The 24,993-nt window shown below is 71.8% G+C and carries 26 protein-coding genes; 11 read left to right on the top strand and 15 right to left on the bottom strand.

What is annotated here, in order from left to right; translation table 11 throughout:
• Positions 1 to 183 precede the first annotated feature (183 nt).
• Entirely contained in the window at positions 184 to 1,404 is a 1,221-nt protein-coding gene (locus ACH4S9_RS25890; protein ID WP_385344764.1) for an amino acid deaminase/aldolase, read from the top strand.
• A gap of 34 nt (positions 1,405 to 1,438) precedes the next feature.
• Here the strand turns inward: ACH4S9_RS25890 and ACH4S9_RS25885 are convergent, their stop codons facing one another.
• From ACH4S9_RS25885 to ACH4S9_RS25870, 4 genes are all read right to left on the bottom strand, one after another.
• Positions 1,439 to 2,437, bottom strand: a complete 999-nt coding sequence (locus ACH4S9_RS25885) for a DUF2510 domain-containing protein (RefSeq protein WP_385344761.1) — start codon at positions 2,435 to 2,437, stop codon at positions 1,439 to 1,441.
• Positions 2,438 to 2,508: 71 nt separating this feature from the next.
• Complete coding sequence (locus ACH4S9_RS25880) at positions 2,509 to 3,318, bottom strand: 3-oxoacyl-ACP reductase (protein ID WP_398373985.1); 810 nt, start codon at positions 3,316 to 3,318, stop codon at positions 2,509 to 2,511.
• Position 3,319: 1 nt separating this feature from the next.
• Positions 3,320 to 4,726, bottom strand: coding sequence for an aldehyde dehydrogenase family protein (locus tag ACH4S9_RS25875; RefSeq protein ID WP_398373984.1), 1,407 nt, complete (start codon positions 4,724 to 4,726; stop codon positions 3,320 to 3,322).
• Between the two features lie 11 nt (positions 4,727 to 4,737).
• Positions 4,738 to 6,105, bottom strand: coding sequence for a glutamine synthetase family protein (locus ACH4S9_RS25870; RefSeq protein WP_311725673.1), 1,368 nt, complete (start codon positions 6,103 to 6,105; stop codon positions 4,738 to 4,740).
• A 92-nt stretch (positions 6,106 to 6,197) separates the two neighbouring features.
• Here ACH4S9_RS25870 and ACH4S9_RS25865 point away from each other — a divergent pair, with 92 nt between their 5' ends.
• The 3 genes from ACH4S9_RS25865 (at position 6,198) to ACH4S9_RS25855 (ending at position 9,303) form a co-directional block, all read left to right on the top strand.
• Positions 6,198 to 6,998, top strand: a complete 801-nt coding sequence (locus ACH4S9_RS25865) for a FadR/GntR family transcriptional regulator (protein WP_398373983.1) — start codon at positions 6,198 to 6,200, stop codon at positions 6,996 to 6,998.
• 99 nt (positions 6,999 to 7,097) lie between these two features.
• Positions 7,098 to 8,585: an ethanolamine permease gene (eat, locus tag ACH4S9_RS25860; protein WP_385344749.1), complete on the top strand. Its 1,488-nt coding sequence runs from the start codon at positions 7,098 to 7,100 to the stop codon at positions 8,583 to 8,585.
• A 16-nt stretch (positions 8,586 to 8,601) separates the two neighbouring features.
• Complete coding sequence (locus ACH4S9_RS25855; protein ID WP_398373982.1) at positions 8,602 to 9,303, top strand: gamma-glutamyl-gamma-aminobutyrate hydrolase family protein; 702 nt, start codon at positions 8,602 to 8,604, stop codon at positions 9,301 to 9,303.
• A 93-nt stretch (positions 9,304 to 9,396) separates the two neighbouring features.
• Here ACH4S9_RS25855 and ACH4S9_RS25850 read toward each other — a convergent pair whose 3' ends face one another.
• From ACH4S9_RS25850 to ACH4S9_RS25815, 8 genes are all read right to left on the bottom strand, one after another.
• Positions 9,397 to 9,795 (bottom strand): hypothetical protein, encoded by a 399-nt coding sequence (locus ACH4S9_RS25850; RefSeq protein WP_311725669.1) that lies wholly within the window; start codon positions 9,793 to 9,795, stop codon positions 9,397 to 9,399.
• Positions 9,796 to 9,978: 183 nt separating this feature from the next.
• Positions 9,979 to 10,287: a trypco2 family protein gene (locus tag ACH4S9_RS25845; protein ID WP_398374024.1), complete on the bottom strand. Its 309-nt coding sequence runs from the start codon at positions 10,285 to 10,287 to the stop codon at positions 9,979 to 9,981.
• Between the two features lie 142 nt (positions 10,288 to 10,429).
• Entirely contained in the window at positions 10,430 to 10,840 is a 411-nt protein-coding gene (locus ACH4S9_RS25840; RefSeq protein WP_398373981.1) for a hypothetical protein, read from the bottom strand.
• Between the two features lie 103 nt (positions 10,841 to 10,943).
• The gene (locus tag ACH4S9_RS25835; RefSeq protein ID WP_311725667.1) at positions 10,944 to 11,804 is read right to left on the bottom strand and encodes a chitosanase; all 861 of its coding nucleotides are present in this window, start codon (positions 11,802 to 11,804) and stop codon (positions 10,944 to 10,946) included.
• Between the two features lie 219 nt (positions 11,805 to 12,023).
• Positions 12,024 to 13,265: an MBL fold metallo-hydrolase gene (locus ACH4S9_RS25830; protein WP_398373980.1), complete on the bottom strand. Its 1,242-nt coding sequence runs from the start codon at positions 13,263 to 13,265 to the stop codon at positions 12,024 to 12,026.
• 114 nt (positions 13,266 to 13,379) lie between these two features.
• A complete protein-coding gene (locus ACH4S9_RS25825; RefSeq protein ID WP_311725665.1) occupies positions 13,380 to 14,288 on the bottom strand; it encodes a glycoside hydrolase family 19 protein in 909 nt (302 codons plus the stop codon).
• Positions 14,289 to 14,392: 104 nt separating this feature from the next.
• Positions 14,393 to 15,565 carry a DUF6745 domain-containing protein gene (locus ACH4S9_RS25820; RefSeq protein ID WP_398373979.1) on the bottom strand — a complete coding sequence of 391 codons (1,173 nt, stop codon included), beginning with the start codon at positions 15,563 to 15,565 and terminating at the stop codon, positions 14,393 to 14,395.
• An 18-nt stretch (positions 15,566 to 15,583) separates the two neighbouring features.
• Positions 15,584 to 15,910 carry a hypothetical protein gene (locus ACH4S9_RS25815; RefSeq protein ID WP_065965941.1) on the bottom strand — a complete coding sequence of 109 codons (327 nt, stop codon included), beginning with the start codon at positions 15,908 to 15,910 and terminating at the stop codon, positions 15,584 to 15,586.
• Positions 15,911 to 16,128: 218 nt separating this feature from the next.
• On the opposite strand from ACH4S9_RS25815, the gene ACH4S9_RS25810 reads away from it, so the two are divergent.
• From ACH4S9_RS25810 to ACH4S9_RS25785, 6 genes are all read left to right on the top strand, one after another.
• Positions 16,129 to 17,088, top strand: a complete 960-nt coding sequence (locus ACH4S9_RS25810) for an STM4015 family protein (protein ID WP_398373978.1) — start codon at positions 16,129 to 16,131, stop codon at positions 17,086 to 17,088.
• Positions 17,089 to 17,152: 64 nt separating this feature from the next.
• On the top strand, positions 17,153 to 18,133 hold the full coding sequence (locus tag ACH4S9_RS25805; RefSeq protein ID WP_398373977.1) for an STM4015 family protein: 981 nt from the start codon (positions 17,153 to 17,155) through the stop codon (positions 18,131 to 18,133).
• The gene (locus tag ACH4S9_RS25800) at positions 18,114 to 19,307 is read left to right on the top strand and encodes an STM4014 family protein (RefSeq protein ID WP_361191952.1); all 1,194 of its coding nucleotides are present in this window, start codon (positions 18,114 to 18,116) and stop codon (positions 19,305 to 19,307) included. The genes ACH4S9_RS25805 and ACH4S9_RS25800 overlap by 20 nt, the downstream gene beginning before the upstream one ends.
• A gap of 7 nt (positions 19,308 to 19,314) precedes the next feature.
• Positions 19,315 to 20,118, top strand: coding sequence for an STM4013/SEN3800 family hydrolase (locus ACH4S9_RS25795; RefSeq protein ID WP_398374023.1), 804 nt, complete (start codon positions 19,315 to 19,317; stop codon positions 20,116 to 20,118).
• The gene (locus tag ACH4S9_RS25790) at positions 20,115 to 21,497 is read left to right on the top strand and encodes an STM4012 family radical SAM protein (protein ID WP_398373976.1); all 1,383 of its coding nucleotides are present in this window, start codon (positions 20,115 to 20,117) and stop codon (positions 21,495 to 21,497) included. Before ACH4S9_RS25795 ends, ACH4S9_RS25790 begins: the two co-directional genes overlap by 4 nt.
• 10 nt (positions 21,498 to 21,507) lie before the next feature.
• The gene (locus ACH4S9_RS25785) at positions 21,508 to 22,410 is read left to right on the top strand and encodes an STM4011 family radical SAM protein (RefSeq protein WP_398373975.1); all 903 of its coding nucleotides are present in this window, start codon (positions 21,508 to 21,510) and stop codon (positions 22,408 to 22,410) included.
• Here the strand turns inward: ACH4S9_RS25785 and ACH4S9_RS25780 are convergent.
• Both ACH4S9_RS25780 and ACH4S9_RS25775 read right to left on the bottom strand, forming a co-directional pair.
• Entirely contained in the window at positions 22,364 to 22,615 is a 252-nt protein-coding gene (locus ACH4S9_RS25780; RefSeq protein ID WP_311725656.1) for a DUF397 domain-containing protein, read from the bottom strand. The two genes, ACH4S9_RS25785 and ACH4S9_RS25780, sit on opposite strands and share 47 nt — an antisense overlap.
• Positions 22,616 to 22,618: 3 nt before the next feature.
• Positions 22,619 to 23,488 carry a helix-turn-helix transcriptional regulator gene (locus tag ACH4S9_RS25775; protein WP_358844712.1) on the bottom strand — a complete coding sequence of 290 codons (870 nt, stop codon included), beginning with the start codon at positions 23,486 to 23,488 and terminating at the stop codon, positions 22,619 to 22,621.
• 136 nt (positions 23,489 to 23,624) lie between these two features.
• Here ACH4S9_RS25775 and ACH4S9_RS25770 point away from each other — a divergent pair, with 136 nt between their 5' ends.
• The gene (locus ACH4S9_RS25770; RefSeq protein ID WP_311725654.1) at positions 23,625 to 24,065 is read left to right on the top strand and encodes an ATP-binding protein; all 441 of its coding nucleotides are present in this window, start codon (positions 23,625 to 23,627) and stop codon (positions 24,063 to 24,065) included.
• Positions 24,066 to 24,168: 103 nt separating this feature from the next.
• On the opposite strand, the gene ACH4S9_RS25765 is transcribed toward ACH4S9_RS25770, so the two are convergent.
• Complete coding sequence (locus ACH4S9_RS25765) at positions 24,169 to 24,990, bottom strand: SGNH/GDSL hydrolase family protein (protein ID WP_311725653.1); 822 nt, start codon at positions 24,988 to 24,990, stop codon at positions 24,169 to 24,171.
• Positions 24,991 to 24,993 lie beyond the last annotated feature (3 nt).

Below are 24,993 nucleotides of genomic sequence, written 5' to 3'. Positions count from 1 at the left end.
CGCACCCGGCCGCCGTACGCACCCGACGGCCTTGCGACCAAAGTCAGGCAGGTGGGCCCGTATACGGACATCACGCCGCTCACCTGCCGGTCGTGGTGTGCGCGACACTCTACGGTGCGCCGGGCGCCATCCGCACCGGCTGCCCTCTACCCGGTGGTAATGGCCGTCTGGCAAGCTTCGCCCATGTCCGTGCTTTCAGCTGGTCTCCCCACTGATCTCCCTGCCGATCGCGCCCGTTACGACCGGGCCACCGCCCATCTCGAGGCACCGCTGGCGATCGTCGATCTACGGGCCTTCGACGACAACGCCCGCGATCTGGTGCGGCGGGCGCAGGGCAAGCCGATCCGCGTGGCGAGCAAGTCGGTGCGGTGCCGGGCGCTGCTGGACCGGGCGCTGGCCAAGGACGGCTTCGCGGGCATCATGAGCTTCACGCTCGCGGAGTCGCTGTGGCTGGCGCGCGAGGGGTACGAGGACGTGCTGCTGGCCTATCCGTCCGCCGACCGGGACGGGTTCGCCGCGCTGACCGGCGATCCGAAGCTCGCGGCCGCCGTGACGGTGATGGTGGACGACATGAGCCAGCTCGATCTGATCGAGAGTGTGCGCGCCGGGACCGAAGAGGTCCGGGTCTGCCTGGAGTTGGACACCTCGCTGCGGCTGTTCGGCGGGCGGGTGCGGATCGGGGCGCTGCGCTCGCCGCTGCGCGACCCGGCCCGGCTGGCGGAGCTGGCGGAGGCGATCGGGCGCCGGCCGGGCTTCCGCGTGGTCGGGCTGATGGGCTACGAGGGGCATGTGGCGGGCGTGGGCGACGCGGTGGCCGGGCAGCCGCTGCGGTCCCGCGCGATCCGGCTGATGCAGTCCGCCGCGCGGCGTGAGCTGGCCGAGCGCCGCGCGGCGGCGGTGCGGGCCGTCCGGGCGGTGGCGGACCTGGAGTTCGTGAACGGGGGCGGCACGGGCAGTGTGCAGCACACCGCCACCGAGGGCGCGGTGACGGAGATCGCTGCCGGGTCCGGGCTCTACCAGCCCCGGCTGTTCGACAACTACACCTCCTTCCGCGGCCGTCCGGCCGCCCTCTTCGCCCAGCCGGTGGTGCGCCGCCCGGGCGTGGGCGTGGTCACGGTGCTGGGCGGCGGCTACCCGGCCTCGGGCGCGGCGGGCCGGGACCGGCTGCCGGTGCCGTATCTGCCGGAGGGCCTGGCCTACGACCCGATGGAGGGGCCGGGCGAGGTGCAGACACCGCTGCTGGGGACGCCCGCCGACGACCTGCTGATCGGCGACAAGGTGTGGTTCCGGCACGCCAAGGCCGGGGAGCTGTGCGAGCGCTTCGCGGTGCTGCACCTGATCGACGGGGACCGGGTGGTGGACTCGGTGCCCACGTACCGGGGCGAGGGCCACACCTGTCTATGACGGCTCTGTGACGGCGGGCGCCCCGGGCGCGGGGTCAGACCGACTGCCCGTCCCCGTTGTCGCCCAGCGCCTTGATGCCCTTGACGATCTTGTCCATGTCGGACAGCGGCGGCGCCTTGTCGCTGACGTCGAATCCGAAGCGCACCAGGACCATCGTGTCGCGCAGGAGGGGCGACGGGAAGGCGACGGTCTGGACGTAGCCGTCCTCGCCCTTCTTCGTGATCACCTTCCAGCGCACCAGATAGCCCTTCTGCCCGGCGACCGTGACCGCTTCGGACTTGAGCTGCTTGTGCGAGGTGATCCCGCCGTACGACTCCTTGCCGTTCTCCTGGTTCTTGCCGTAGGAGCTCTCGGCCGCCTGCTCGATGTCCTCCTTGGCGATGCCCTCCGCGGACTTGGCCTTGAAGCCCGTGGCCGGCATGGAGAACACACCGCCGCGCAGACACTGGCTGGCGGCGTCGTTGGGGCAGGGGTAGCGGGCCTCGGTGGTGACACCGGCGCCGCCCGCGCTGCTGCGGCTCTCCTGCCAGCCGTCCAGGACCGGCAGACCGATGCCGTTCAGGGCGTCCTCGGAGACGTTCGGGTCGTCGCTGGGCTGGGGGACGGCGCTTTCGGAGGGGTCGCCCGGACCCCTGTCGCCGTCGCCGCCGGAGACGCCCCCGTCACCGCCGTCATCGCTCCCGCCACTGCTCCTGTCCGGGGCCGGCGCGGTGGCGGTCGGCCCGGGCCCGGCCCGGTCACCGCCGTCGTCGGACCCGCCGTCGTCGCCCAGCAGCGCGATGCCGCCCGCGATGGCGGCGGCCACCACGGCCACCACCACGACCGCCGCCGCGATCTTCGGGCCGCGGCCCCGCGCCGGCGCCCCGACCTCCCCGGGCGGGTACACGGGCACGGGCGGGCCGAACGTCTGGCTCGTCGGTCCCGGGGCCTCGCGGGTGTGCTCGGTCCAGGCGAACCCGTCCCACCAGCGTTCGGGGGCGGAGCCGGGGCCTGTGTAGCCGGGGTCCGGGTACCAGCCCGGGGGTGTCGTCATGCTCACGACGTCACCTTATGGGCACACGTCGGCTCAGTACACAGGCCCCACCCGTCCCAACCCTCGACCGCTCACACCGGGGTGACATACGCCCCCGCGATGCCGCCGTCGACGAGGAACTCCGCGGCGTTGACGAACGAGGAGTCGTCGCTGGCCAGGAAGGCCACCGCGGCCGCGATCTCCTCCGGCTCGGCGAAGCGCCCCACCGGGATGTGCACCAGCCGGCGGGCGGCGCGCTCCGGGTCCTTGGCGAACAGCTCCTTCAGCAGGGGGGTGTTGACCGGCCCGGGGCACAGCGCGTTGACCCGGATGCCCTCGCGGGCGAACTGCACGCCCAGCTCGCGCGACATCGCCAGCACCCCGCCCTTGGAGGCCGTATAGCTGATCTGCGAGGTGGCGGCGCCCATGACGGCCACGAAGGAGGCCGTGTTGATGATCGAGCCCCTGCCCTGCTCGCGCATATAGGGGAGCGCGGCCTTGCAGCACAGGTAGACGGAGGTGAGGTTGACCTCCTGGACCCGCTTCCAGGCGTCCAGGCCGGTGGTGAGGATCGAGTCGTCGTCGGGCGGCGAGATGCCCGCGTTGTTGAAGGCGACGTCGACCGAGCCATAGGTGTCGTACGCGGTCTTGAACAGCGCCTCGACCTGCTCCGGGTCGGTGACGTCCACCCGGACGTACAACCCGCCGACCTCGTCGGCCGCGGCCTTGCCCGCGCTCTCGTCGATGTCGGCGCACACGACATGCGCGCCCTCGGAGGCCAGGCGGCGCGCGGTGGCCAGGCCGATACCGCTGCCCGCCCCGGTGACGACGGCCGTGCGGCCCACCAGGCGGCGGCACACCGGGGGCTCGGGGGGCTCGGGGGTGTTCGGGTTGTCGGTCACGTCACTGCTCCTCGGTGCTGATGAAGACGTTCTTGGTCTCGGTGAAGGCGGCCAGCGCGCCCGGCCCCAGCTCCCGTCCGAGGCCGGACTGCTTGTAGCCGCCGAACGGGGTCCAGTAGCGCACGCTGCTGTGCGAGTTGACGGAGAGGTTGCCGGCGGCCACGGCCCGCGAGACGCGCACGGCGCGGCCCACGTCGCGGGTCCAGACGGACCCCGACAGGCCGTAGTCGGTGGCGTTGGCCAGCCGTACGGCGTCGGCCTCGTCCTCGAAGGGCAGCACCACGGCGACCGGCCCGAAGATCTCCTCGACGGCGGCGCGGTGCCCGGGCCCGGTGCCCTCCAGGACGGTGGCCGGGTACCAGAAGCCCTTGCCCTCGGGGGCCTCGCCGCGGATCGCGACGCGCGCGTCCCCGGTGACGTCCTCGGTGGCGCCCTCGGTGACGTAGGACCGCACGCGCTCGCGCTGGGCGGCGGAGATCAGCGGGCCCATGGCGGTGCCGGGCTCGGCCGGGTCGCCCACCACGACGGAGCGCACGGCGGGCTCCAGCAGCTCCATGAACCGGTCGTAGACGCCGCGCTGGACCAGGATGCGGCTGCGGGCGCAGCAGTCCTGGCCGGTGTTGTCCAGGAACGAGCCGGGGGCCGAGCGCGCGGCCCGCTCGATGTCCGCGTCGGCGAACACGATGTTGGGGCTCTTGCCGCCGAGTTCGAGGGTCACGCGCTTCACGCCCGCCGCGCACTTGGCCATGATCCGCTTGCCGACGGCCGTCGACCCGGTGAAGACGACCTTGGCGACGCGGGGGTGCTCGACCAGCGCCTCGCCCGCGACCGGCCCGGCGCCGGGCAGCACCTGGAAGAGCCCGTCGGGGAGCCCGGCCTCGGTGGCGAGTTCGGCCAGCCGGAGCGCGGTGAGGGGGGTGGTCTCGGCGGGCTTGAGGAGGACGGCGTTGCCGGCCGCGAGGGCGGGGGCGGTGCCCCAGGCGGCGATCGGCATGGGGAAGTTCCATGGCGCGATGACGGCGACGACGCCGAGGGGCTCCTGGAAGGTGATGTTCAGGCCGCCCGGCACGGGGATCTGGCTCCCGGTGAGCCGCTCCACTCCCCCGGCCGCGTACTCCAGCAGGTCGCGGACGTTGCCCGCCTCCCAGCGGGCGCCCGCGATGGGGTGTCCGGCCTCGCGGACCTCCAGTTGGGCCAGCTCCTCGAGGTGGTCGTCGACGGCGGCGGCGAAGCGGCGCAGCAGCCGCGCCCGGTCGCCGGGCGCCAGGGCCGCCCAGCCCGGCTGGGCCCGGGCGGCCCGGGTGACGGCGGCGTCCACGTCGGCCGGGCCGGCGGCGGGGACGGTGGCGATGACCTCCTCGGTGGCGGGGTTGAGTACCTGGTGTTCGTGCGGGTGCTCGTTGCTCACGCGGTGGTTCCTCACATGCGCTCGAAGGACCGGAAGCGCTCCCAGTCCGTGACGGCGGTGTCGTAGGCCTCCTGTTCGACACGCGCCATGTTGAGGTAGTGCTCGACGACCTCCTCGCCGAAGGCGGCCCGCGCTATGGGGGATTCCCGCCACAGCTCGGCGGCGTCGCGCAGGGTGGCCGGGACGTGCTGGGCGTCGCCGTTGTAGGCGTTGCCGGTGCACACCTCGGGGAGCTCCAGCTCCTCCTCGATCCCGTACAGCCCGGCCGCGACCATGCCCGCGACGGCGAGGTAGGGGTTGACGTCGCCGCCGGGGAGGCGGTTCTCCAGGCGGTGGGAGGGGCCGTGGCCGATGACGCGCAGCGCGCAGGTGCGGTTGTCCGGGCCCCAGGCGACGGCGGTGGGGGCGAAGGAGCCGGGGCGGAAGCGCTTGTAGGAGTTGATGTTCGGCGCGTAGAGGAGGGTGAAGTCGCGCATCGCGGCCAGCTGTCCGGCGAGGAAGTGGCGCATCGTCCGGGACATGCCGTACGGGCCGTCGCCGTCGGCGAGCACGGGCGCCCCCGACTCGTCGCGCAGCGAGAGGTGGATATGGCAGGAGTTGCCCTCGCGCTCGTCGTACTTGGCCATGAAGGTCAGCGCCATGCCCTCCTGGGCGGCGATCTCCTTGGCGCCGGTCTTGTAGACGGCGTGCTGGTCGCAGGTGGTCAGGGCGTCGTCGTAGCGGAAGGCGATCTCGTGCTGGCCGAGGTTGCACTCGCCCTTGGCCGACTCGACGGTCATCCCGGCCGCGCCCATCTCGTTGCGGATGCGGCGCAGCAGGGGCTCGACGCGGCCGGTGCCGAGGACGGAGTAGTCGACGTTGTACTGGTTGGCGGGGGTCAGCCCGCGATAGCCGGTGCCCCACGCCTGCTCGTAGGTGTCCTTGAAGACCATGAACTCCAGCTCGGTGCCCGCGTACGCGGTCCAGCCGCGCTCGGCGAGCCGGTCCAGCTGGCGGCGCAGGATCTGGCGCGGGGAGGCGAGCACGGGCGAGCCGTCGTGCCAGGCCAGGTCGGCGGTGATGAGGGCGGTGCCGGGGTTCCAGGGGGTGCGGCGCAGGGTGGCGGTGTCGCCGTGCATGGCGAAGTCGCCGTAGCCGCGCTCCCAGGAGGACATGGCGTAGCCGTCGACGGTGTTCATGTCGGCGTCGACGGCGAGGAGGTAGTTGCATCCCTCGGTGCCGTGGTCCAGGACCTCGTCGAGGAAGAACCGGGCGGCGAACCGCTTGCCCTGGAGCCTGCCCTGCATATCGGTGAAGGCGAGGACGACGGTGTCGATCTCCCCGGTGTCGACGAGTCCGGTCAGTTCGTCGACGGAGAGCGGGGGCGTGCGGTCTGCCACGGTGTTGCCTCCTGTCGGGTACGACTCGGTGCCACAGGAGCCATAAGGTATTCGGGTAGACCATTGATTGGGAAGTAGGTGCGGAAGGTTCCATGGACGGCGGCGGAGGCGGCGCGGCGGCCGCGGGTGGCGGCGCGGGCGGCGGCGCGGACGACCGGCTGGCGCCGGTGCTGCGGCCGGTGCGGGCCGGCAACGGCTTCGAGGAGGCGCTGGAGCAGATACTCCGGGTCCTGCGGCTCGGTCTGGTCCCCGAGGGCGAGCGGCTGCCCGCCGAACGGGAGCTGGCCGAGCGGCTGCGGATCAGCCGGGTGACGCTGCGCGAGGTGCTGAAGGTGCTGACGGACCAGGGGCTGGTGGAGAGCCGGCGCGGCCGCTACGGCGGCACCTTCGTACGGGCCCGGCCGGAGCCGGCCGACGGCGGCGAGGACGAACTGCGGCGCCGGATCCGGGAGGTGGACGTCGAGGACACCCTGCGGTTCCGGGAGGTCCTTGAGGTGGGCGCGGCCGGGCTGTGCGCGGCGCACGGGCTGTCCGGCGAGCGGGCGGACCGGCTGCGCGCCGCCCTCGGCGCGACGCGGGAGGCGCCGCTCGCCGACTACCGCCGGCTGGACACGCTGCTCCATCTGACGCTCGCCGAGCTGGCGGGCTCGCCCTCGCTCGCCGCCCAGTACGCGGCCGTCCGCGCCACCGTGAACGACCTGCTGGACCGCATCCCGCTGCTGGTGCGCAACCTGGAGCACTCGCAGGCCCAGCACACGGCGCTGGTCGAGGCGGTGCTGGACGGGGACGCGGACGGGGCGCGCGAGGTGATGCGGGAGCACTGCGAGGGCACGGCGGCGCTGCTGCGCGGCTTTCTGGTCGACAACACCCCCGCCGATAACGGGCAGGGTTAACGGGCGTTTTACGCAGAGGTCTTGCGCAGGCGCGCCGGACGGGGCAAAGGTATGCCTCCAAACCATTGCCCGCGCCTCTCGTGTGGACCAGGAGCATCCATGGCCGACGGAACCGAGTCCCCGCGCACCTCCCTCAGCCCGCCCGGCGGCACCGCACCGGACGCCGGCACCGCGCCCGCCGAGGACGCCTATCTGGAACGCCGCACCCTGCGCCGCGGCAGCGCGGGCCCGCTGCTGCTGACCGGTCTCGGCGTCGCCTATGTCGTCTCCGGCGACTTCTCCGGCTGGAACTTCGGCCTGGCGGAGGGCGGCTTCGGCGGCCTGGCCATCGCCGCCGTGCTGATGGGCCTGATGTACACCTGCATGGTCTTCGCCCTCGCCGAACTGGCGGCGATCCTGCCCACGGCGGGCGGCGGCTACGGCTTCGCGCGGCGCGCCCTCGGCACCTGGGGCGGCTTTCTCACCGGCACCGCGATCCTCATCGAATACGTCCTCGCGCCCGCCGCGATCGCCATCTTCATCGGCGACTACGTCGAGTCGCTCGGGCTCTTCGGCCTGGAGTCCGGCTGGCCCGTCTACCTCGCCTGCTTCGTCATCTTCATCGGCATCCACCTGTGGGGCGTGGGCGAGGCCCTGCGCTTCAGCCTGATCGTCACCGCCGTCGCCGTCGCCGCGCTGCTGATCTTCGCGGTCGGCGCCTTCACCGACTTCGACTCCGGCTCCCTCAATGACATCCCGGTGGACGACTCGGCCCTCGGCGCGAACTCCTGGCTGCCGTTCGGGCTGCTCGGCATCTGGTCGGCGTTCCCCTTCGGCATGTGGTTCTTCCTGGGCGTGGAGGGCGTGCCGCTCGCGGCCGAGGAGACCCGCGACCCGGCGCGCACCCTGCCCAGGGCCATGGCCTGGTCGGTGGGCATCCTGCTGGTGCTGGCCCTGCTCACCTTCCTCGCCGCGACCGGGGCGCGCGGCGCGGACGCGGTCCAGGACGCGGGCAACCCCCTCGTCGAGGCGCTACAGCCGGACGGCGAGGCCACCACGCTGTCCCGCATCGTCAACTACGCGGGCCTGGCCGGCCTCGTCGCCTCCTTCTTCTCCCTCATCTACGCCGGCTCACGACAGCTGTTCGCCCTCTCCCGCGCCGGCTACCTCCCCCGCTTCCTCTCCCTGACCAGCCGCCGCAAGGCCCCCTACCTGGGCCTGCTGGTCCCCGGCGCCCTCGGCTTCGCGCTCGCGGCGGCGACCGGCGACGGCGCCCGGATGCTCAACGTCGCGGTCTTCGGCGCCACCATCTCGTACGCGCTGATGTCGCTCTCCCACATCGTCCTGCGCCGCCGCGAGCCGGGGCTGCACCGGCCGTACCGGACCCCGGGCGGGGTGGTGACCTCGTCCGTCGCGTTCGTGCTGGCCTGCTCGGCACTCGTGGCCACCTTCCTGGTGGACAAGGACGCCGCCTTCATCGCGCTCGGCGTCTACGCCGTGGCCCTCGCCTATTTCGCCTTCTACAGCCGGCACCGGCTGGTGGCGGCGGCTCCGGAGGAGGAGTTCGCGGCGCTGGCGGAGGCGGAGGCGGAGCTGTCCCGCGACTGAGAGATTGGACCCTGCGTTGTCAAAGCCCCTTATCGGCATCAGCACCTACCTGGAGTCGGCGGTCAGCTGGGGCGTCTGGCACCTGCCCGCGGCCCTGCTCCCGGCCGGGTACCACCGCCTCGTCCAGCGCGCGGGCGGCCTCGCCGTCATGCTGCCGCCGGACGACGCCCCGGCGTCGGCCGCGTCCGTGGTCTCCCGCCTGGACGCCCTGGTCATCTCGGGCGGCCCCGACGTCGAGCCCGTACGCTACGGCGCCCAGCCCCACGAACGCACCGGCCCGCCCGCGCGGGAGCGGGACGCGTGGGAACTGGCCCTGATCGAGGCGGCGCTGGCGGACGGTGTGCCGCTGCTGGGCATCTGCCGCGGCATGCAACTGCTGAACGTCGCGCGCGGCGGCACGCTGATCCAGCACCTGGACGGCCATGTGGGCCCGCCGGGCGTCTTCGACCGGCACGAGGTCGAGCCGGTGCCGGGCACGCTGCTGGCCCGGATCGCGCCGGAGGCGGTGTCCGTGCCGACGTACCACCACCAGGCCGTGGACCGGCTGGGCGAGGGGCTGACGGTCTCGGCGCGTGCGACAAGGGACGGGACGCTGGAGGCGGTGGAGGTGCCGGGGGACACGGGCTTTGTGCTCGGGGTGCAGTGGCATCCCGAAGCAGGGGAAGATGTGCGGGTCATGCGTGCGCTGGTCGACGCGGCGGCCGCGGCAAGGGACTGAACGTCCAGCGCCTCGCCGATCCCCGGCCATGGGCGATCGGGCCCGCCGGAGCTGCTCCGGCGGGCCCGATCAGAAGAGAAGAGAGGACGCCGACTACGCCCAGAACACGGCCGAGTCTTCGTACTCGTAGGGGTGGCCGGACTTACTGAGGTAGATCTTGACGGAGTAGCCCGCGCCCTCCGTCAAGTCGTGGCCATTCGAGGCACTGTGAGTGACGCAGTTTCCGTTTCCGCCCACGGAAAACTCGTCGTAATAGTGGTAGCCACTGACCTCCAGGTTGACCTTCCAACCGTCGGCCTCGATGTCGCACAGCTCCATGACGTCGCCGTTCGCCCTGAAGCGAACCCGACCGCCCGGGTCGCCGTCGTTGGTGTGCAGCTGATTGTCCCAGGTAGCGGTGGTGGCCGCCCCGGCGGTGGGTGCGCCGAGCAAGGGCACAGCCGCCGCGGCAACGGCCACGGCAAACGCGCTGAGGGTCCTGCGGAACTTCATGTCACTCCCCAAGAGGAAACAAAGCGAAGCAGTGTGCCCGGGGATGTGCACTTTCAACACCCTGGCCATACGCCAGAGTTGAGTGCGGCACATCTGCCTGCTGAGTGGTTGCCGCGAGGAATATAAGAGGCTGGAACAACCATGGTCAACTCCTGTATTCCATGGTTGCGAGCACGGCCGGCCTCAGCGCTCCCCGTCCACCTCGGCGCCGGAGATCCGGGCGGTCGTGGTCGTACCGCCGGGACCGGTCATCGTCGGCTGGAGGGTGAGGAAGATGCGCTGGGTCTCGCTGGTCGAGTACTTGCCGTTGCCGCCGGCCTCGACGACCCAGAAGCGGACCTTGCCGTTCGCGCCGCCCTCTTTGGTGACGGCCACGGTGACCTCGATCTCGATCGGACCGACGTCGAATTTCAGCGCCTCGTGCGCACCCGCGGCGGCCGCGACGGTCAGCTGTGTACGCAACTCGCGGATCATCTCCGACAGTTCGACCATCTCCGCCACGGGCTCCCCCTCGTCACTCGTCCCGAGAGAGGAAATCCTACAAGGGCGCACCGACAGGAAAGGCGAACCAAAAGCGGTCGGCCCGCCGGAAGGGGATCCGGCGGGCCGATCGGGAGAGACGGGGAACTCCGGGCTACGCGACCCAGTCCGCCGAGTCGTCGTAGTCCAGCGGGGTGCCGGACTTGCTGAGGTAGATCTGGAAGTAGTAGTGCTGGTTCTCCGTCAGGTCGTGGCCGTTCGCGGCAGTGTGGGTGACACAGCTGCCGTTGCCGCCCACGGACATGCGGTCGACCACGTTGCCGGTGTAGCCGTGGACGATCGTCAGGTTGACCTTCCAGCCGTCGGCCTCGATGTCGCACAGCTCCACTTTGTCGCCGTCCGCCTTGAAGCGGACGCGACCGCCCGGGTCGCTGTCGTTGGTGTGCATCTGCTCGTCCCACCAGTTGGCCGTGGCGGCGGCACTGGCGGTGGGCGCGGTGAGCAGGGGCGCCCCTGCCGCGGCGATGGCCACCGCGAACGCGGCGAGGCTCTTGCGGTACTTCATGTCACTTCCCAAGAACAGCAAAGAGGATTGATCAACAACGGTCCATTATGAACGGGCCGTTGACCGGCAGGGGCCCGGGCTCCCCTGCGGCAGGGAAGGACGGTCAGGAGTTGATCTCGAACGGGTCGCCGTACACCTTCCACTTCAGCGGGGGTTCGAGGCCGAGGTTGCCCTCGTTGAGGAACTTGCGCTGCTCGGTGTCCACCCGGCTGGTGTCGCTGTGCGCCTCTTCGCTCTGCATGGCCTTCTTGCGGGCGTCCAGGAAGGCGTTGAGGTAGGTCTTCTCGTCGCCGCCCTGCGCCGGGGTCTTGGCCTTGGACATGGCGGTCTTGCGGATGCCGCCGAAGCTGTACTTGCTGTCGCCGGGGCCGTGCATGACGATCGCGTCGTAGTAGATGAACTGGCCCAGCGTGCCGATCCCGTCGGACTTGCCCTGGCTGACGGACGGGTTGAAGTAGACGCGGTCGCGCTCGTGTTCCTGCGCGTCCTGGAACGCCTTGTCCTCGGCGGCCTTCTTCCAGTCCTTGGTGAAGTTGGGGTCGAGGCCGTCGTGGGAGTCGCTGCCGTCGACCTCGCGCAGCGCGGGCAGGTACTTGGCCAGCACGTTGCCGGGCTTGACCTGTGTGTAGTACTCGACGAGTTCGAGCATGTCGCCGGTGCCCGAGCAGAAGCCTATGATCCCGGCGGTGTAGCCGCGCCCGTCGTCTATGTCCTCGATGTACTTGAACTGGGCACGCCAGTCCAGCGAGGAGTTCTCCGCGCTGGAGACCAGCTTCATGGCGATCTCCTTCTTCGCGGGATCGTCCAGATTCTTCACCGCGGCCGTCCGGGGCGCCGCCTCTCCGGCCGGAGCGGACGCCGACGGGGGCGTGTGCTCGGCGGCCTGGCCGATTCCGACACTGGTGAGGACGAGCGCCGCCGGGACGGCTACGGCGGCTGCCACGAGGCCGATCCTCTTGGACATCTGGATCTCCGTTCCTTGTCGACTGTGGGGGAAGCACGCACGGGTCGTCGCGGAAAGACGCTCCCAACGATCCGTTAGGAACCTTTCCTAACCATTCAAGCGAGCGTGCCATGCTCGCGACAAGGGTTATGAAGAAAGAAGCGAAGACGGCGGCCGCGACCGCGCGGCCGCGACCAGGTCGCCCGCTACGCCTGGGGAACCGCTACGCCTGGAGCCCCGCTACGCCTGGGGAAGGGGGACCGCTGCGCCGGGGCCGCCGGTCTGGTCTCCGGGGCCGCCGTCGGATGCCGCGGCGCCGCGCCCCGGGCCCTGCGGCGAGACCGCCGCGGCGGTCAGCGCGCCCGGCGCCGGCCGCGCCGCGATCGCCCGCCACCACGGGTCCAGCGGCAGCCCGGCCACCGGCTCGAACGGCTCTCCGGGCCGGGGCACGGCCACCCGCGCGCCAACCGCCGTCGCCGCGGTCAGCGTGCCCTCGGCCGGCTCCTCCCACGGGTGCGGGGCGAGATTGAAGGTGCCCCAGTGGATCGGGAGCATGATCCCCCGGTCCGGCTCGCCGCCCTGGAGATCCACATGCGCCCGCATCCCCTCCTCCGGGGTCATATGGATGTCGGGCCAGAAGTCGCTGTACGCGCCGATCTGGATCATGGTGGCGTCGAATGGCCCGTGCTCCTCCCCGATCTCGGCGAAGCCGGGGAAGTAGCCGGTGTCCCCGCTGTGGTAGACCCGGTGCTCGGGACCGGCCACCACCCAGGAGGCCCACAGGGTGTGCTGGGTGTTGCGCAGCGCGCGACCGCAGAAGTGGCGCGCCGGGGTGGCGGTGAACCGCAGACCGGCCGCCTCCGTGGACTCTCGCCAGTCCAGCTCGGTCATCCGCTTCGCGGGCACCCCCCAGTGCTCGAGGTGCGCGCCGACGCCCAGCGGCACCACGAAATGCGCCTCCGAGCGCACCAGGGCTCGGATGGTCGGCATGTCGAGGTGGTCGTAGTGGTCGTGGGAGATCACCACCACGTCCACCGGCCCCAGCTCGCGCAGCGGCACCGGCACCGGGTGGACCCGCTTCGGCCCCGCGAAGGAGAGGGGCGAGCAGCGCTCGCCCCACACCGGGTCGAACAGCACCCGCCGCCCGTCGATCTCCGCGAGCACGGTCGAGTGCCCCATCCAGGTCAGCCGCAGCCCGGAGGCGGGCGGCGTGGCCAGGTCGGCGAGGGTGGTCGGGTGCACCGGCACGGGCCCGGCCGGGGCCCGGCGGACGCGCTCCTCCTTGCGGAAATACGTGGGCAGGAACTTCAGCATGGAGCCGGACGGGGCGGTGCGGGCGCTCACCGGGTTCACGAAGACGCCGTTCGCGAAGTTCGGCGACCGACGGATGCGCTCCATCCGCTCCCCCGCCGGGTCGGCCCCGAAGGCGGCGGGGCGCAGGGCGGCGGCGAGCCGGGCACGTTTCTGGCTGGAGCCGGTCACGGCACCTCCTGGATGAGGGGGTGATCACCCCCGTACGGTCTGCGGTGTGGCAGCGCGGCGGCGACCGCCGCGCTGCTTGGACAACTCGCGAGACCACCGACCTTGTTCCGGCGATCAGCAGCCGAGGTTGGATCCGGGGGTGGTGCCCAGTATCTGGACAAACCTCTGATACGAGTCGATCCGGCTCTGCACCTGGCCGGGGTTTCCGCCGTTGCACTCGATGCTGCCGTTGATGCTGCGGATCGTCTCGCCGAAGCCGCGCTGGTTGACCATCGCGTTGTGCGGGGTCATGGTGCCCGGCCCGGTCTGGGTGTTCCAGTACCACAGGGCGGTCTTCCAGGAGACCGCCGCGTCCCGCTCGACCAGGTACGGGTTGTTCAGCAGGTCGATGCCCAGCGCGTCACCGGCCGCCTTGTAGTTGAAGTTCCAGCTGAGCTGGATCGGCCCGCGCCCGTAGTACGCGGCCTGGCCCGCGGGGCAGCCGTAGGGCTGGTTCCAGTCGCAGTAGTGCGGATAGTTGGCCTGATTCTGCTCCACGATGTAGACGAGGCCGCCGGTCTCGTGGCTGACGTTGGCCAGGAAGGCGGCCGCTTCCTGCTTCTTGACGGTGTCGCTGCCGGTGTTCGCGAAGCCGGGGTACGCGCTCAGGGCGGCGGTCAGGCCCTGGTAGGTGTAGAACGAATTCCGGTTCGGGAACATCTGGTTGAACTGGGCCTCGCTCACCACGAACCCGGCCGGGTTCTGGCCCCCGGAGCCGCAGTCGTACGGGTCCCAGTACCAGGTGCTGATGGTCGGGTCATAGCCCGGGTTGTCGTGTTCGGCGCGGTAGTACTTGCCGTCGGTGTACCTCACGATGTCGCCGGCCACGTACCACTTGCCCGCGACCCAGTCCGGGTAGGTGCAGGCCGCGCGGGGGGTGGTGTCCGTGGGGGCCGCGGAGGCGGAGGCCATGGGCATGACAAACAGCAGGGCACAGACGGCCGCCGCGGCGGCGAGAGCGGCCCGGATGCGCTTTCCGGTCAAGGCTCCTCCTTCAGGGGGGACTTGACACCACTGAAGCGGACTTGGTCTATACCAGTCAAGGTATAGACCAAGTCGATGTGGGTCGGGCCGCCGGGCCCGGCGGGTCAGGTCTGGCGCTCCGGGGCGTATCCCTCGGCGTCCAGCCCGAAGGTCCAGGCAACGCCCTCACGGGCCGTTCGGGTGCTCGGCGGCACCCGCAGCCAGTACGTGCGGCTCGTACCGTCCGGCTCCGGGGTGGAGTTGACCACCTCGACCATGGTCACCGGCTCGTCCCCGGTCATGTCGATGCGCCACAGCACGCCGGTCTCGTCGCGGTGCACCGGCCGCGCCCCGGACTCCGTGAGGTAGCGGTCGTAGCCGTAGTACTCGAGCATGACGCGGCGCAGCTCCGCGTTCTCCTCGGCCCGGATGCGCTCGGCGGTCAGCTCGGACAGCTGCTCCAGGAAGGCGGCGGGCACCGGCATGCCCCGCCACGCGTACAGCGCGAAGCCGTCGGGGTACTCCAGCGCCGGCCCGTCGCCGCGGTCGAGACGGCCCGCCTCGTCGCGGTGCAGCGCGACCGGCCGCTCGGCGACGACCACGGCCTTCTCGTACGGCCACCACCACCCGGCGGACCGCGCCACCGCGGCCGGGCCGGCCAGCTCGCCGCTGTCCGCGCCCGCGTCCGCGCCCGCCTCCGGGCCGGCAGCGCCCTCCTCGGTCACCGCCGCGAGCCACGGCGCGTCGTGCTGGCCGAACACCGCGTCCAGCATGGCCAGCCGGACGGCGGACTGCCGGGCCCCGTCCGGCTCCGCTGCCAGGGTCTCGACCACCCCGGTGCGGACGCGCTCGGTGAGGGTGCGGGTGATGTCCCACAGCGCCGCGCCCGTCAGGGCCCATCGCTCGGCCCAGCCCGTGCTGCCCAGCGCGCCGTGCAGCCGCTTCCGCGCGGCCGCCCACGGAAGCGTGCGCACCGCCTCCCGCACAGAGGGGCCCGCCGCGCCCGCCACCGGCTCGACCCCCGCCGCGCGCAGCGCTCCGGTGGCCCGGTCGGCGATCTCCCGCGGCAGCTCGCCGCCCTGGCCGGTCAGCAGCATGGCCGCCGCCGTGCCCTCCAGCGGGGAGCCGACCCATACGATCCGCTCCGGCGCCGCCAGTCCGGCCGCGGCATAGGCCGTGCGCACACCCGCCTCGGCGGCCCCGCGGTCGGCCGGGCCCGTGGCCGCGGCCACCGCCCGCCACCACTCGACCCGGCTCGGCGTATGCGCGCTGTGCGACGCCGTCGTCATGATGCTCATCGTTTTCGTCCCCCGCTCTCAGTCCGCCACGACGCGCACGGCGCCCGGCACGTACTCCCGCTGTCGCACCACGCGGTACCACCCCTTGGGCAGCGGTATCGCCGCGTGTTCCTCGTGCACCACCCGCCCGCCGTCCGGCAGATGGAGATACGAGACGCCGAACGGCCCCGACTCGCGCACCAGCGTGCCCGGCCCGACCACCGCGTGGGCGTGTCCGGTCACCTCGCCCAGCGCCAGCACCAGCCGCCCCCGCGCGTCCCGCGGCTGCCGCGGCAGCGCTTCGGTGTTCGGTGGCAGTGCCTCCTCGGCCACCGGCACGATCAGGACGTCTCCCTGTCGGTACATGCGCTTCTCCCTTTCCACCGCACAGCGGCGCCGGGGCCCACCGCTCATGCGGCGCCCGTCGATGTTCACGACGTTAGGCGTGGGGTCTGACAACGCGGAGGGTCTGACAACGCATCGACAACGCCCGCCGACCCCGCTGTCGGTGGCGCTTGGTAGAACTCTTCGCACGCCCTTAGGAGCAGGGCACGCCCTCTCGAAGCCTCAGGAGATATCCCGTCATGGACCACGCCGCCCACCTCATGAAACTGCACGGCCTGCCGGGCTGCGAGTTCCCGTCGCCCACCAGCAAGCGGGAACTCCCCGAGCCGGAGAACGTGGCCTGGCGGATCTCCTGCAACCCGTACGACAGGGATGGGGAAGAGGGCTTCGCCGGCCGCTTCCAGCGCTTCCTGGACACGGTGGACACCACCCGCGTACGGGCGCTGATCTTCGGCATCTGGGGCGAGGCCTACGGGAACGCCTCCAGCGCGGTCATCGAGCCGCTCGTCGCCGCCAAGGACCGGCTGCCCGCCCTCGAGGCGGTCTTCATCGGCGACATCGAAGCGGAGGAGGCCGAGATCTCCTGGATCGAGCAGTCCGATGTCACCCCGGTCCTCGACGCCTTCCCGCGGCTGCGGGAGTTGGGGGTCCGCGGTGGCTCGAACCTGTCCTTCCCCGCCGTCAAACACGAGCACCTGCGCACGCTCCGGTTCGAGACCGGCGGGCTGCCCGGCGCGGTGGTGCGCGGCGTCTGCGACAGCGAACTGCCCGCGCTGGAGCGGCTGGAGATGTGGCTGGGAGTGGAGGAGTACGGGGGCGACGCGACCGTCGCGGACCTCGGCGGGCTCCTCTCGGGGGGCCGCTTCCCGCAGCTGCGCCATCTGGGCCTCCAGAACAGCGAGATCCAGGACGAGATAGCCGCCGCCGTCGCCGCCGCCCCCGTCGTCGCCCAGCTCGCCTCCCTGGACCTGTCCATGGGCATCCTGACCGACGCGGGCGCCGAGGCCCTGCTCGAAGGCCAGCCGCTGACCCACCTCACGTCGCTGGACCTGCACCACAACTTCTTCTCCGAGGCGATGGAGCAGCGGCTGAGCGACGCCCTGGAGCCCTCCGGCGTGCAGCTCGACCTCTCCGAGAAGGGCGACGAGGACGACGACGGAGAGGGCGAGGTGTGGCGTTACACCGCGGTCTCCGAGTGACGCCCCCCGGCCCGAAGGCCTGGACAGCCGCACACCACGACGACCGAAAGGACCGCACCGCCTCATGATCAGCGCATATCTGGAGACCTTCGCGGGCCTCCCCGTGACCGACTTCGCCACGTCCGGGACCGACGCCTGTGACCTGCCGCCCGCCGATGCCGTGGCCTGGCGGCTGGCCTGCGGCTGGGACGACGACCTCCCCTTCGACAAGCTGTGGCGGAACTTCCTGGAGACCGTTCCGGCGGACCGGGTCCGCGCGATCGTCATCGGCAGTTGGTGGGGCGAGGGAGGGTACGAATCCGTGCAGCCGGTGATCGACCGGCTGACGGAGTCCGCCGAGCGCCTGCCGGCGCTGCGGTCGATCTTTCTCGGCGATGTGACGGCCGAGGAGTGCGAGCTGTCCTGGCTGGAGATGACCGATGTGACGCCGGTGGTCGAGGCGTACCCGCTGCTCGAGGAGTTCGTGGCGCGCGGCTGCGGCTACGGGGCACCCGATGAGGCGCTGGCCTTCCGCCCCGTGCGCCATGAGCGGCTGCGGACGCTGCGGTTCGAGTCCGGCGGTCTGCCCGCGAGTATCGTACGGGCCGTCTGCGACAGCGAGCTGCCCCGCCTCGAACACCTCGCGCTGTGGCTGGGGATCGACCAGTACGGCGGCGACGCCACCGTCGCCGACCTCGCGCCGCTGCTGGCCGGCGGCCGCTTCCCCGAGCTGCGCCATCTGGGCCTTCAGAACAGCGAGATGCAGGACGAGATAGCCGCCGCCGTCGCCGCCGCCCCCGTCGTCGCCCAGCTCGCCTCCCTGGACCTGTCCATGGGCACGCTGACCGACGCGGGCGCCGAGGCCCTGCTCGAAGGCCAGCCGCTGACCCACCTCACAGCGCTCGACCTCCACCACCACTACCTGAGCGAGAAGCTGGCGCAGCGAGTGCGCGAGGCGCTGGAGCCGAGCGGGGTCGAGGTGGACCTCTCGGAGCAGCAACAGCCGCACAGGTGGGCAGGGGACGAGAGCGACGAGGAGCACCGCTATGTCGCCGTCTCCGAATGAGACGCGCCATGAGGGGCGCGGCGACGTGCGCTTCGCGGTGGTCGGCAACCCCGGTGGCCGCCGGGTGGAGATGTTCGCGGACGCCGTGCGGGCGGCGGGGCTGACCGAGCCCCGGGTGCTGCCCTGGCGCGAGGTGCTGTACGACAGCGGGCCCCGGTTCGAGCCGGGCGAGACGGTGCGGCTGGACTCCCCCGGCGAGGACGAGGAGGTGGAGCTGCTGCTGCGCGGCGCCGACGACCCGACCCGCGTCGAGGGCACCGCGCGCTGGTACGCCCGGTTCACCGGCGCCGTGCGCCAGGTCGCCGGGGCGGCCGCGGCGGGGGGCGCGCGGATGCTGGACGATCCGGGCGAGCTGGCCGTCATGTTCGACAAGCGGCTGTGCCACGGCGTGTTGAGCGAGGCCGGGGTCCCGGTGCCGCCGTCGCCGACCTCCGGCCCCCAGGCGCCGCCCGTCCGCGGCTGGGAGGACGTACGGGCGCTGCTGGCGGGCACCGGTGGGCTGCGTCGCGCCTTTGTGAAGCTCGCGCACGGCTCGTCCGCCTCCGGGGTGCTCGCCGTCGAGTGGGGCGCCCACGGCCGGGTGCGCGCCGCGACCTCGGTGGAGCGCACCGCCGACGGGCGGCTGTTCAACTCGCTGCGGGTGCGCCGGTACGAGACGGAGGCGGAGATCGCCGCGATCGTCGACACGCTGGCCCCGGACGGGCTGCACATCGAGCGCTGGGTGCCCAAGGCGGCGCAGCACGGCCGCGCCGCCGACCTGCGCGTCGTGGTGGTCGACGGGCGGGCGAGCCACGCCGTGGTGCGCACCAGCCGCTCCCCGATGACCAATCTCCACCTCGGCGGCATCCGTGGCGACCTGGCCGCCGCGCGCGCCGCGGCGGAGGCGGCCGGGGTGTCCTGGGGCGAGGTGCTGGGCTTGGCGGAGCGGGCGGCGGCCTGTTTCCCTGGCACCCTGTGCGTCGGCGTGGATCTGCTGCCCGGCACCGGATGGCGGCACTTCTCGATCGGCGAGGTCAACGCCTTCGGCGATCTGCTGCCCCGGCTCACCGGCCTGCCCGGCAGCGGCGCGGAGGGCCTGGACACCTACGGCGCGCAGGTCGCGGCCGTGGTCCGGGGGCGAAAGCCCGCGGCAAAAAGGGTGGCGGGAGAGGGCGGCGCCGATGCCGTTGCCTGAGCCCGATATGAACGAGATCGTGGGCAGCCACGATCTGCTGCTGGTCACCCTGGACACCCTGCGCTACGACGTGGCGGCCGAGCTGGCCGCCGAGGGTCGGATCCCGCACCTGGCGAGCCGGATGCCCGGCGGGGCGTGGGACGAGCGGCATGCGCCCGGCAGCTTCACCTACGCCTCGCACCAGGCGATGTTCGCCGGGTTCCTGCCCACACCCGCCGCGCCGGGTCCGCACCGGCGGCTGTTCGCCGCCCGGTTCGCGGGCAGCGAGACCACCGCCGAGGGCACCTATGTGTTCGACACCCCGGACCTGGTGTCCGGGCTCGCGGCCGCCGGGTATCACACGGTCTGCGTGGGCGGGGTGGGGTTCTTCAACAAGCGGGGTGCGCTGGGCTCGGTGCTCCCCGGGCTCTTCCAGGAGAGCCACTGGGAGCCGGAGTTCGGCGTTCCGTCCCCCACCTCCTTCGAGGCGCAGGTCGCGTGCGCCGAGAAGGTCATCGCCGGGCTGGAGCCTGACCGCCGACTGTTCCTCTTCGTGAACATCTCGGCGCTGCACCAGCCCAACTGGTTCCATCTGCCCGGCGCGACCCGCGAGGCGGGCGACTCGCGCGCCACGCACGCCGCCGCACTTGAGTACGTCGACCGCCACATCGGCCGGCTGTTCTCCGCGATGAGCGGCCGCGGCCCGGGCTTCGCGATCGTCTGCTCCGACCACGGCACGGCGTACGGAGACGACGGCTACACGGGCCACCGGCTCGGCCATGAAGTCGTCTGGACCGTGCCGTACACCCACTTCTTCCTCGAGGCCTCATGACCACCAGCACCACCGTCAGCCACGCCACCGGTACCGCCGCGCCCGTCCGCCCGTACCAGTCGTACGTCTACGCGTACCCGCACAAGACCGCCTACCGCCCGCTGGACCCGCGGCCCGCGCTGCGCGAGCTGTGGGAGGAGGAGCCCAAGGACTCGCTCTCGCTGTATCTGCACATCCCCTTCTGCGAGGTGCGCTGCGGCTTCTGTAATCTCTTCACGCGCGTCGGCGCCCCCGAGGGGCTGGTGAGCGCCTATCTGGGCGCCCTGGAGCGGCAGGCCGACACGGTCCGCGAGGCGCTGGGCGACCGGGCCCGGTTCACCACGGCGGCCTTCGGCGGCGGCACCCCGACCTTCCTGGAGGCCGCCGAGCTGGAGCGGCTGTGCGATATCGCGAGCCGGCGCATGGGGGCCGATCTGGCGGCCGTTCCGCTCTCGGTCGAGGCGTCCCCGGCCACCGCCACCGCCGACCGGCTGGCCGTGCTGGCCGAGCGCGGCACCACCCGGCTGAGCCTGGGCGTGCAGAGCTTCGTGGACGACGAGGCGCGCTCGGCGGTGCGGCCGCAGCGCCGGGAGGACGTCGAGGCGGCGCTGGGGCGGATCCGCGAGGCCGGTATCCCCGTGCTCAACATCGATCTGATCTACGGCATCGACGGGCAGACCGAGCGGAGCTGGCGGCGGTCCCTGGACGCCGCCCTGGCCTGGCGCCCCGAGGAGCTGTATCTGTATCCGCTGTACGTGCGCCCGCTGACCGGTCTGGGCCGCCGCGACGCCGCGGCCACCGACGCGGAGTGGGACGCCCAGCGGCTGCGGCTGTACCGGTCGGGCCGGGACCACTTGCTCGCCCACGGCTATGAGCAGGTGTCCATGCGCATGTTCCGCCGCCGGGACGCGCCCGGGACCGGCAGGGAGCCAGGCGGCGGGGACGACTACGCCTGCCAGACCGACGGCATGGTCGGTCTTGGCTGCGGCGCCCGCTCGTACACCTCGGCGCTGCACTACTCGTTCGACTACGCGGTGGACATGCGGGAGATCCGCGGCATCATCGACGACTACACGGCGCGGCCCGCGGCCGACTTCGCGCGCGCCGAGGTGGGCCGCGCGATGACCGGGGACGAGGCCCGCCGGCGCCACCTTCTCCAGTCGGTCCTCCAGGCGGACGGCATGCCGGTCGCCGGCTACCAGGCACGGTTCGGCACCGACCCGGCCGAGGACTTCCCCACCGAGCTGGCGCGGTTCGCCGAGCGCGGCTGGCTGGACCCGGACGCCGCCCCCGGACTGCTGCGGCTCTCCGCCGAGGGGCTGGCGTACTCCGACGCGCTCGGGCCGGAGCTGTTCTCCCCCGCGGTGCGCGCCGCCATGGCCGACTACGACCTGAAGTGAGGCGACCGGCGTGGACCTGACGATCCTCTACCGCGGCCCGCTGGCCTCGTGCGACTACGACTGCCCCTACTGCCCGTTCGCCAAGCGGCGCGACACCCCGGAGCAGCTGCGCGCCGACCGGGCCGCGCTGGAGCGCTTCACCGCCTGGGCGGCGGCGAACACGGGCGACCGGCTGTCGGTGCTGTTCACCCCGTGGGGCGAGGGACTGGTGCGCTCCTGGTACCGCCGTGCGCTGACCGAGCTCAGCCGGCTGCCGCACATCGCCCGGGTGGCGATCCAGACGAATCTCAGCTGCCGTACGGGCTGGCTGGCGGAGGCCGACACGGACACCGTGGCGCTGTGGTGCACCTTCCACCCGGGCCAGACGCCGTACGACCGGTTCCTGGCCAAGAGCCGTGAGCTGGCGGCGCTCGGGGTGCGCCACAGCGTCGGCATCGTCGGCCTGCCCGAGCATCTGGAGCCCGCCCGGAGGCTGCGCGCCGAGCTGCCCGAGCACGTCTATCTGTGGGTCAACGCGGCCGAGGGGCGCTCCTATACGGACGAGGAGGCGGCCGAGTGGACCGCGCTCGACCCGCTGTTCGGCTACAGCCGCCATCCGCACCGAAGCGCCGGTCTGCCGTGCCGGACCGGCGCTTCGGTGATCTCGGTGGACGGCGACGGCACGGTGCGCCGCTGCCATTTCGTCCGGGCGGAACTGGGCAATCTCTACGACGGGTCGTACCGCGCGGCCCTGGCACCCCGTTCCTGCCCGCTCGCCGTCTGCGACTGCCATATCGGCTATGTGCACCTGGAGTCGCTGCCGCTGTACGACGTCTTCGCGGGCGGGGTGCTGGAGCGGATTCCGGCCACGGCCGGCCCGGTTCGGATCAGGCGAGGAGGAAGTCCGCTTCGCCCGACTTCGCCCCCTGGATGAACCGCTTCATCTCCAGGTGCGTGTAGATGAGGGCCGGCCCGTCCGGATCCGTGGACTGGCGCAGCGCGACCCTTCCGTCCTTCAGTCTCATGGCCTCGACGCAACTTCCCCCGTTGCCGCCGCTCCACGGCTTGTGCCAGCCCTCGGTTCCGAGGTCGGTCGCCGGCATTCCGCTGTAGACGCGGTCCCTGCGAATGCGATCCATTGGTCAGATCTCCTTGCGAATGCCACTCAGAATGGCCTGAGTGGTCTGTGCAGGCGCGGCCTGCGCACACATCCGGTCCAAGGCCTCCAGGAACGCCGAAACGTCATCGCGCTGGTCGTAGTAGGAGCCGCTGACGAGCGACTCCGTGTACGCGATATCCGGCAACTCCTGGATCGGGAACCGGAAGATATGGAAGGGGCCGTACATCGCCGGATGGGGCCCGGCGTCGAACGGCATGATCTGCAACCTGATGTTGGACAAGGTCGCGGCATCGATGAGCCGCGTGATCTGATCGCGCATGACGTCGGGCCCGCCAATGGGACGGCGCAGCACCGTTTCGTCCATCACCACCCAGAGCATCGGTGAGTTCTCGCGGATGAGGAGGGACTGCCGCTCCATGCGCAGGGCGACATTGCGCTCGATCTCCGATTCGGGGGCGTGCGGCATGCCGGCGCGCAGCACCGCACGGGCGTAGTCCTCGGTCTGGAGCAGCCCGGGGACATAGTGCGGCTCGTAGGCCCGGATGAGGTTGGCCTCGCCCTCGAGGCTGACGAACGTGTTGAACCACTCCGGCAGTACATCCCGGAAGCGGTGCCACCAGCCGGGCTTGTTGGCCTCGCGCGCGAGGGAGAGGAACCCCTCGACCTCCTCCGGGTCGGTGACCCCGTAGGTGCGGAGCAACTTCTCGACATACGGGAGCTTCAGGCCGACCTCGGCCTTCTCCATGCGACGGATCGTGGCATGGGTGACGTCGAGCGCGCGTCCCGCCCGCTCGTACGACAGCCCGGCCTTCTCCCTGAGGTCCTGTAGCCGCTTGCCGAGCACGACTCTCAGGACGGTCGGGGCGCCGCCGCCCGCCCTCGCATCCGGCACTACCGTCCCCCTCCAACTACCTTCACATCACAGCAGTCTGGCACGCGCTCAGCTTCAACAACAGACTGTGTCTTCGATTCTGCAATTTACAGATTGAACCTTGCCATACGCGAGTGGCGCAGAGCATAGTGTCGGCGTGGCTCCTTCCTATGAGGCTCTCCGGTTAGGGCGCAGCGGCTCGCTCTCCGCTCCGTGCCTGCAAGACGCGTTTCGTCTGCCGGCACTGAGCACTTCCGTCGCGGAGGCGAGAAGGCTGGTCGTGCTGCGGCTGTGCTCATGGGGAGCAACGCAGGAAATGTGCGACAACGCCGAGCTGGTGGTCTCCGAACTCTTCACCAACGCCGTGCGCCACACATCCAGCGAAGAGGTGCGGTGCAGCTTGCAGCTCATGGGCAAGCGCTTGCGGTTGGAAGTGGCCGACCAAGGGTGCGCCCGTACGGAGCCACAGGCCCGGTCGGTGAGCGTGGACCAGGAGGGCGGACGCGGGCTGATGCTGGTGGAGGCCCTCTCCGAGGCATGGGGCGTCAGACCTGACACCGGAGGCACGGGCCGCGCCGTGTGGGCCTACCTGGCCTAGCATCGCACGCGGCCCTGTTCCGCGTTCGCGGTTTGGCCATCTTCGGGAGTTCAGGGGGGCCGGGAGTTCAGGGGGCCGGGAGTTCAGGGGCGCTTCGGGAGCTTCAGGGGCGCAGCGGCAGCAGATCCGGTCGCTTGGGCTCCACATGGTCCCCCGACGACTCCCCGCGCAGCCGTCGGCCGATCCAGGGCACCGCGTATTCGCGCGCCCAGTGGAGGTTGTCCCGGCGCACCTCGGCGGCCGAGCGCGGCCCCTCCGGCGGCCAGGGCTGATCCGGGTCGGCCGGCACCTCGAGGCCGAGCACCTGGGCGGCGCGCAGCGCGACCCGGGTGTGTCCGTCGGACGACAGATGCAGCCGGTCCTCGCTCCAGGCCCGCCGGTCCTGTACGGAGCGCAGCGACCACAGGTCGAGCACCGGGCATCGGTACCGGTCGGCGATCGAGCGCACATGGGCCGTGTACATGGCGGCCTTGCCGCGCAGATGGCGCAGCACCGGCACGCCGCGCGGGTCGAACCCGGTGCACAGCAGCACGGTGCCGACGCGGGAGGTGAGCCTGGCCACGGCCGCCTCGTAGCGCTCGGCGACATCGTCGGGGTCGCTGCCGGGCCGCAGGATGTCGTTGCCGCCCGCGCAGAAGGTCACCAGATCGGGGCCGAGTTCCATCGCGCGCGGGACCTGCTCCTCGACGATCTGGTCGAGGAGCCGGCCGCGCACGGCGAGGTTGGCGTAGCGGAACTCGGCCGGGGGCGGGCTCGCGGGCCCGCCCCCGGAATGCCGGTCGGAGAGCAGGACGGCCAGCCGGTCCGCCCAGCCGATGAACATGCCTTCGGGATCCGGGTCTCCGACGCCCTCGGTGAAGCTGTCCCCGATGGCTGCGTACGACCCGATCACGCCACTGTTGAGTCTCTTCGCATCGTCTGCCACGTC

Origin of the sequence: Streptomyces sp. NPDC021225, from assembly GCF_044332865.1 — a bacterium.
Taxonomy (GTDB): Bacteria; Actinomycetota; Actinomycetes; order Streptomycetales; family Streptomycetaceae; genus Streptomyces.
The sequence above is the reverse complement of the archived record's forward strand: the minus strand, read 5'-3'. Positions and strand labels throughout refer to the sequence as shown.

What these genes read in the sequence shown, in the direction of transcription:
- ACH4S9_RS25810 (WP_398373978.1), top strand. Translation starts at nt 16,129, where the DNA reads ATGGACCACGCCGCCCACCTCATGAAACTGCACGGCCTGCCGGGCTGC.
- ACH4S9_RS25780 (WP_311725656.1), bottom strand. Translation starts at nt 22,615, where the DNA reads ATGGATCGCATTCGCAGGGACCGCGTCTACAGCGGAATGCCGGCGACC.
- ACH4S9_RS25790 (WP_398373976.1), top strand. Translation starts at nt 20,115, where the DNA reads ATGACCACCAGCACCACCGTCAGCCACGCCACCGGTACCGCCGCGCCC.
- ACH4S9_RS25800 (WP_361191952.1), top strand. Translation starts at nt 18,114, where the DNA reads ATGTCGCCGTCTCCGAATGAGACGCGCCATGAGGGGCGCGGCGACGTG.
- ACH4S9_RS25840 (WP_398373981.1), bottom strand. Translation starts at nt 10,840, where the DNA reads ATGAAGTACCGCAAGAGCCTCGCCGCGTTCGCGGTGGCCATCGCCGCG.
- ACH4S9_RS25805 (WP_398373977.1), top strand. Translation starts at nt 17,153, where the DNA reads ATGATCAGCGCATATCTGGAGACCTTCGCGGGCCTCCCCGTGACCGAC.
- ACH4S9_RS25850 (WP_311725669.1), bottom strand. Translation starts at nt 9,795, where the DNA reads ATGAAGTTCCGCAGGACCCTCAGCGCGTTTGCCGTGGCCGTTGCCGCG.
- ACH4S9_RS25890 (WP_385344764.1), top strand. Translation starts at nt 184, where the DNA reads ATGTCCGTGCTTTCAGCTGGTCTCCCCACTGATCTCCCTGCCGATCGC.
- ACH4S9_RS25885 (WP_385344761.1), bottom strand. Translation starts at nt 2,437, where the DNA reads ATGACGACACCCCCGGGCTGGTACCCGGACCCCGGCTACACAGGCCCC.
- ACH4S9_RS25815 (WP_065965941.1), bottom strand. Translation starts at nt 15,910, where the DNA reads ATGTACCGACAGGGAGACGTCCTGATCGTGCCGGTGGCCGAGGAGGCA.
- ACH4S9_RS25795 (WP_398374023.1), top strand. Translation starts at nt 19,315, where the DNA reads ATGAACGAGATCGTGGGCAGCCACGATCTGCTGCTGGTCACCCTGGAC.
- ACH4S9_RS25845 (WP_398374024.1), bottom strand. Translation starts at nt 10,287, where the DNA reads ATGGTCGAACTGTCGGAGATGATCCGCGAGTTGCGTACACAGCTGACC.
- ACH4S9_RS25865 (WP_398373983.1), top strand. Translation starts at nt 6,198, where the DNA reads ATGGACGGCGGCGGAGGCGGCGCGGCGGCCGCGGGTGGCGGCGCGGGC.
- ACH4S9_RS25835 (WP_311725667.1), bottom strand. Translation starts at nt 11,804, where the DNA reads ATGTCCAAGAGGATCGGCCTCGTGGCAGCCGCCGTAGCCGTCCCGGCG.
- eat (WP_385344749.1), top strand. Translation starts at nt 7,098, where the DNA reads ATGGCCGACGGAACCGAGTCCCCGCGCACCTCCCTCAGCCCGCCCGGC.
- ACH4S9_RS25820 (WP_398373979.1), bottom strand. Translation starts at nt 15,565, where the DNA reads ATGAGCATCATGACGACGGCGTCGCACAGCGCGCATACGCCGAGCCGG.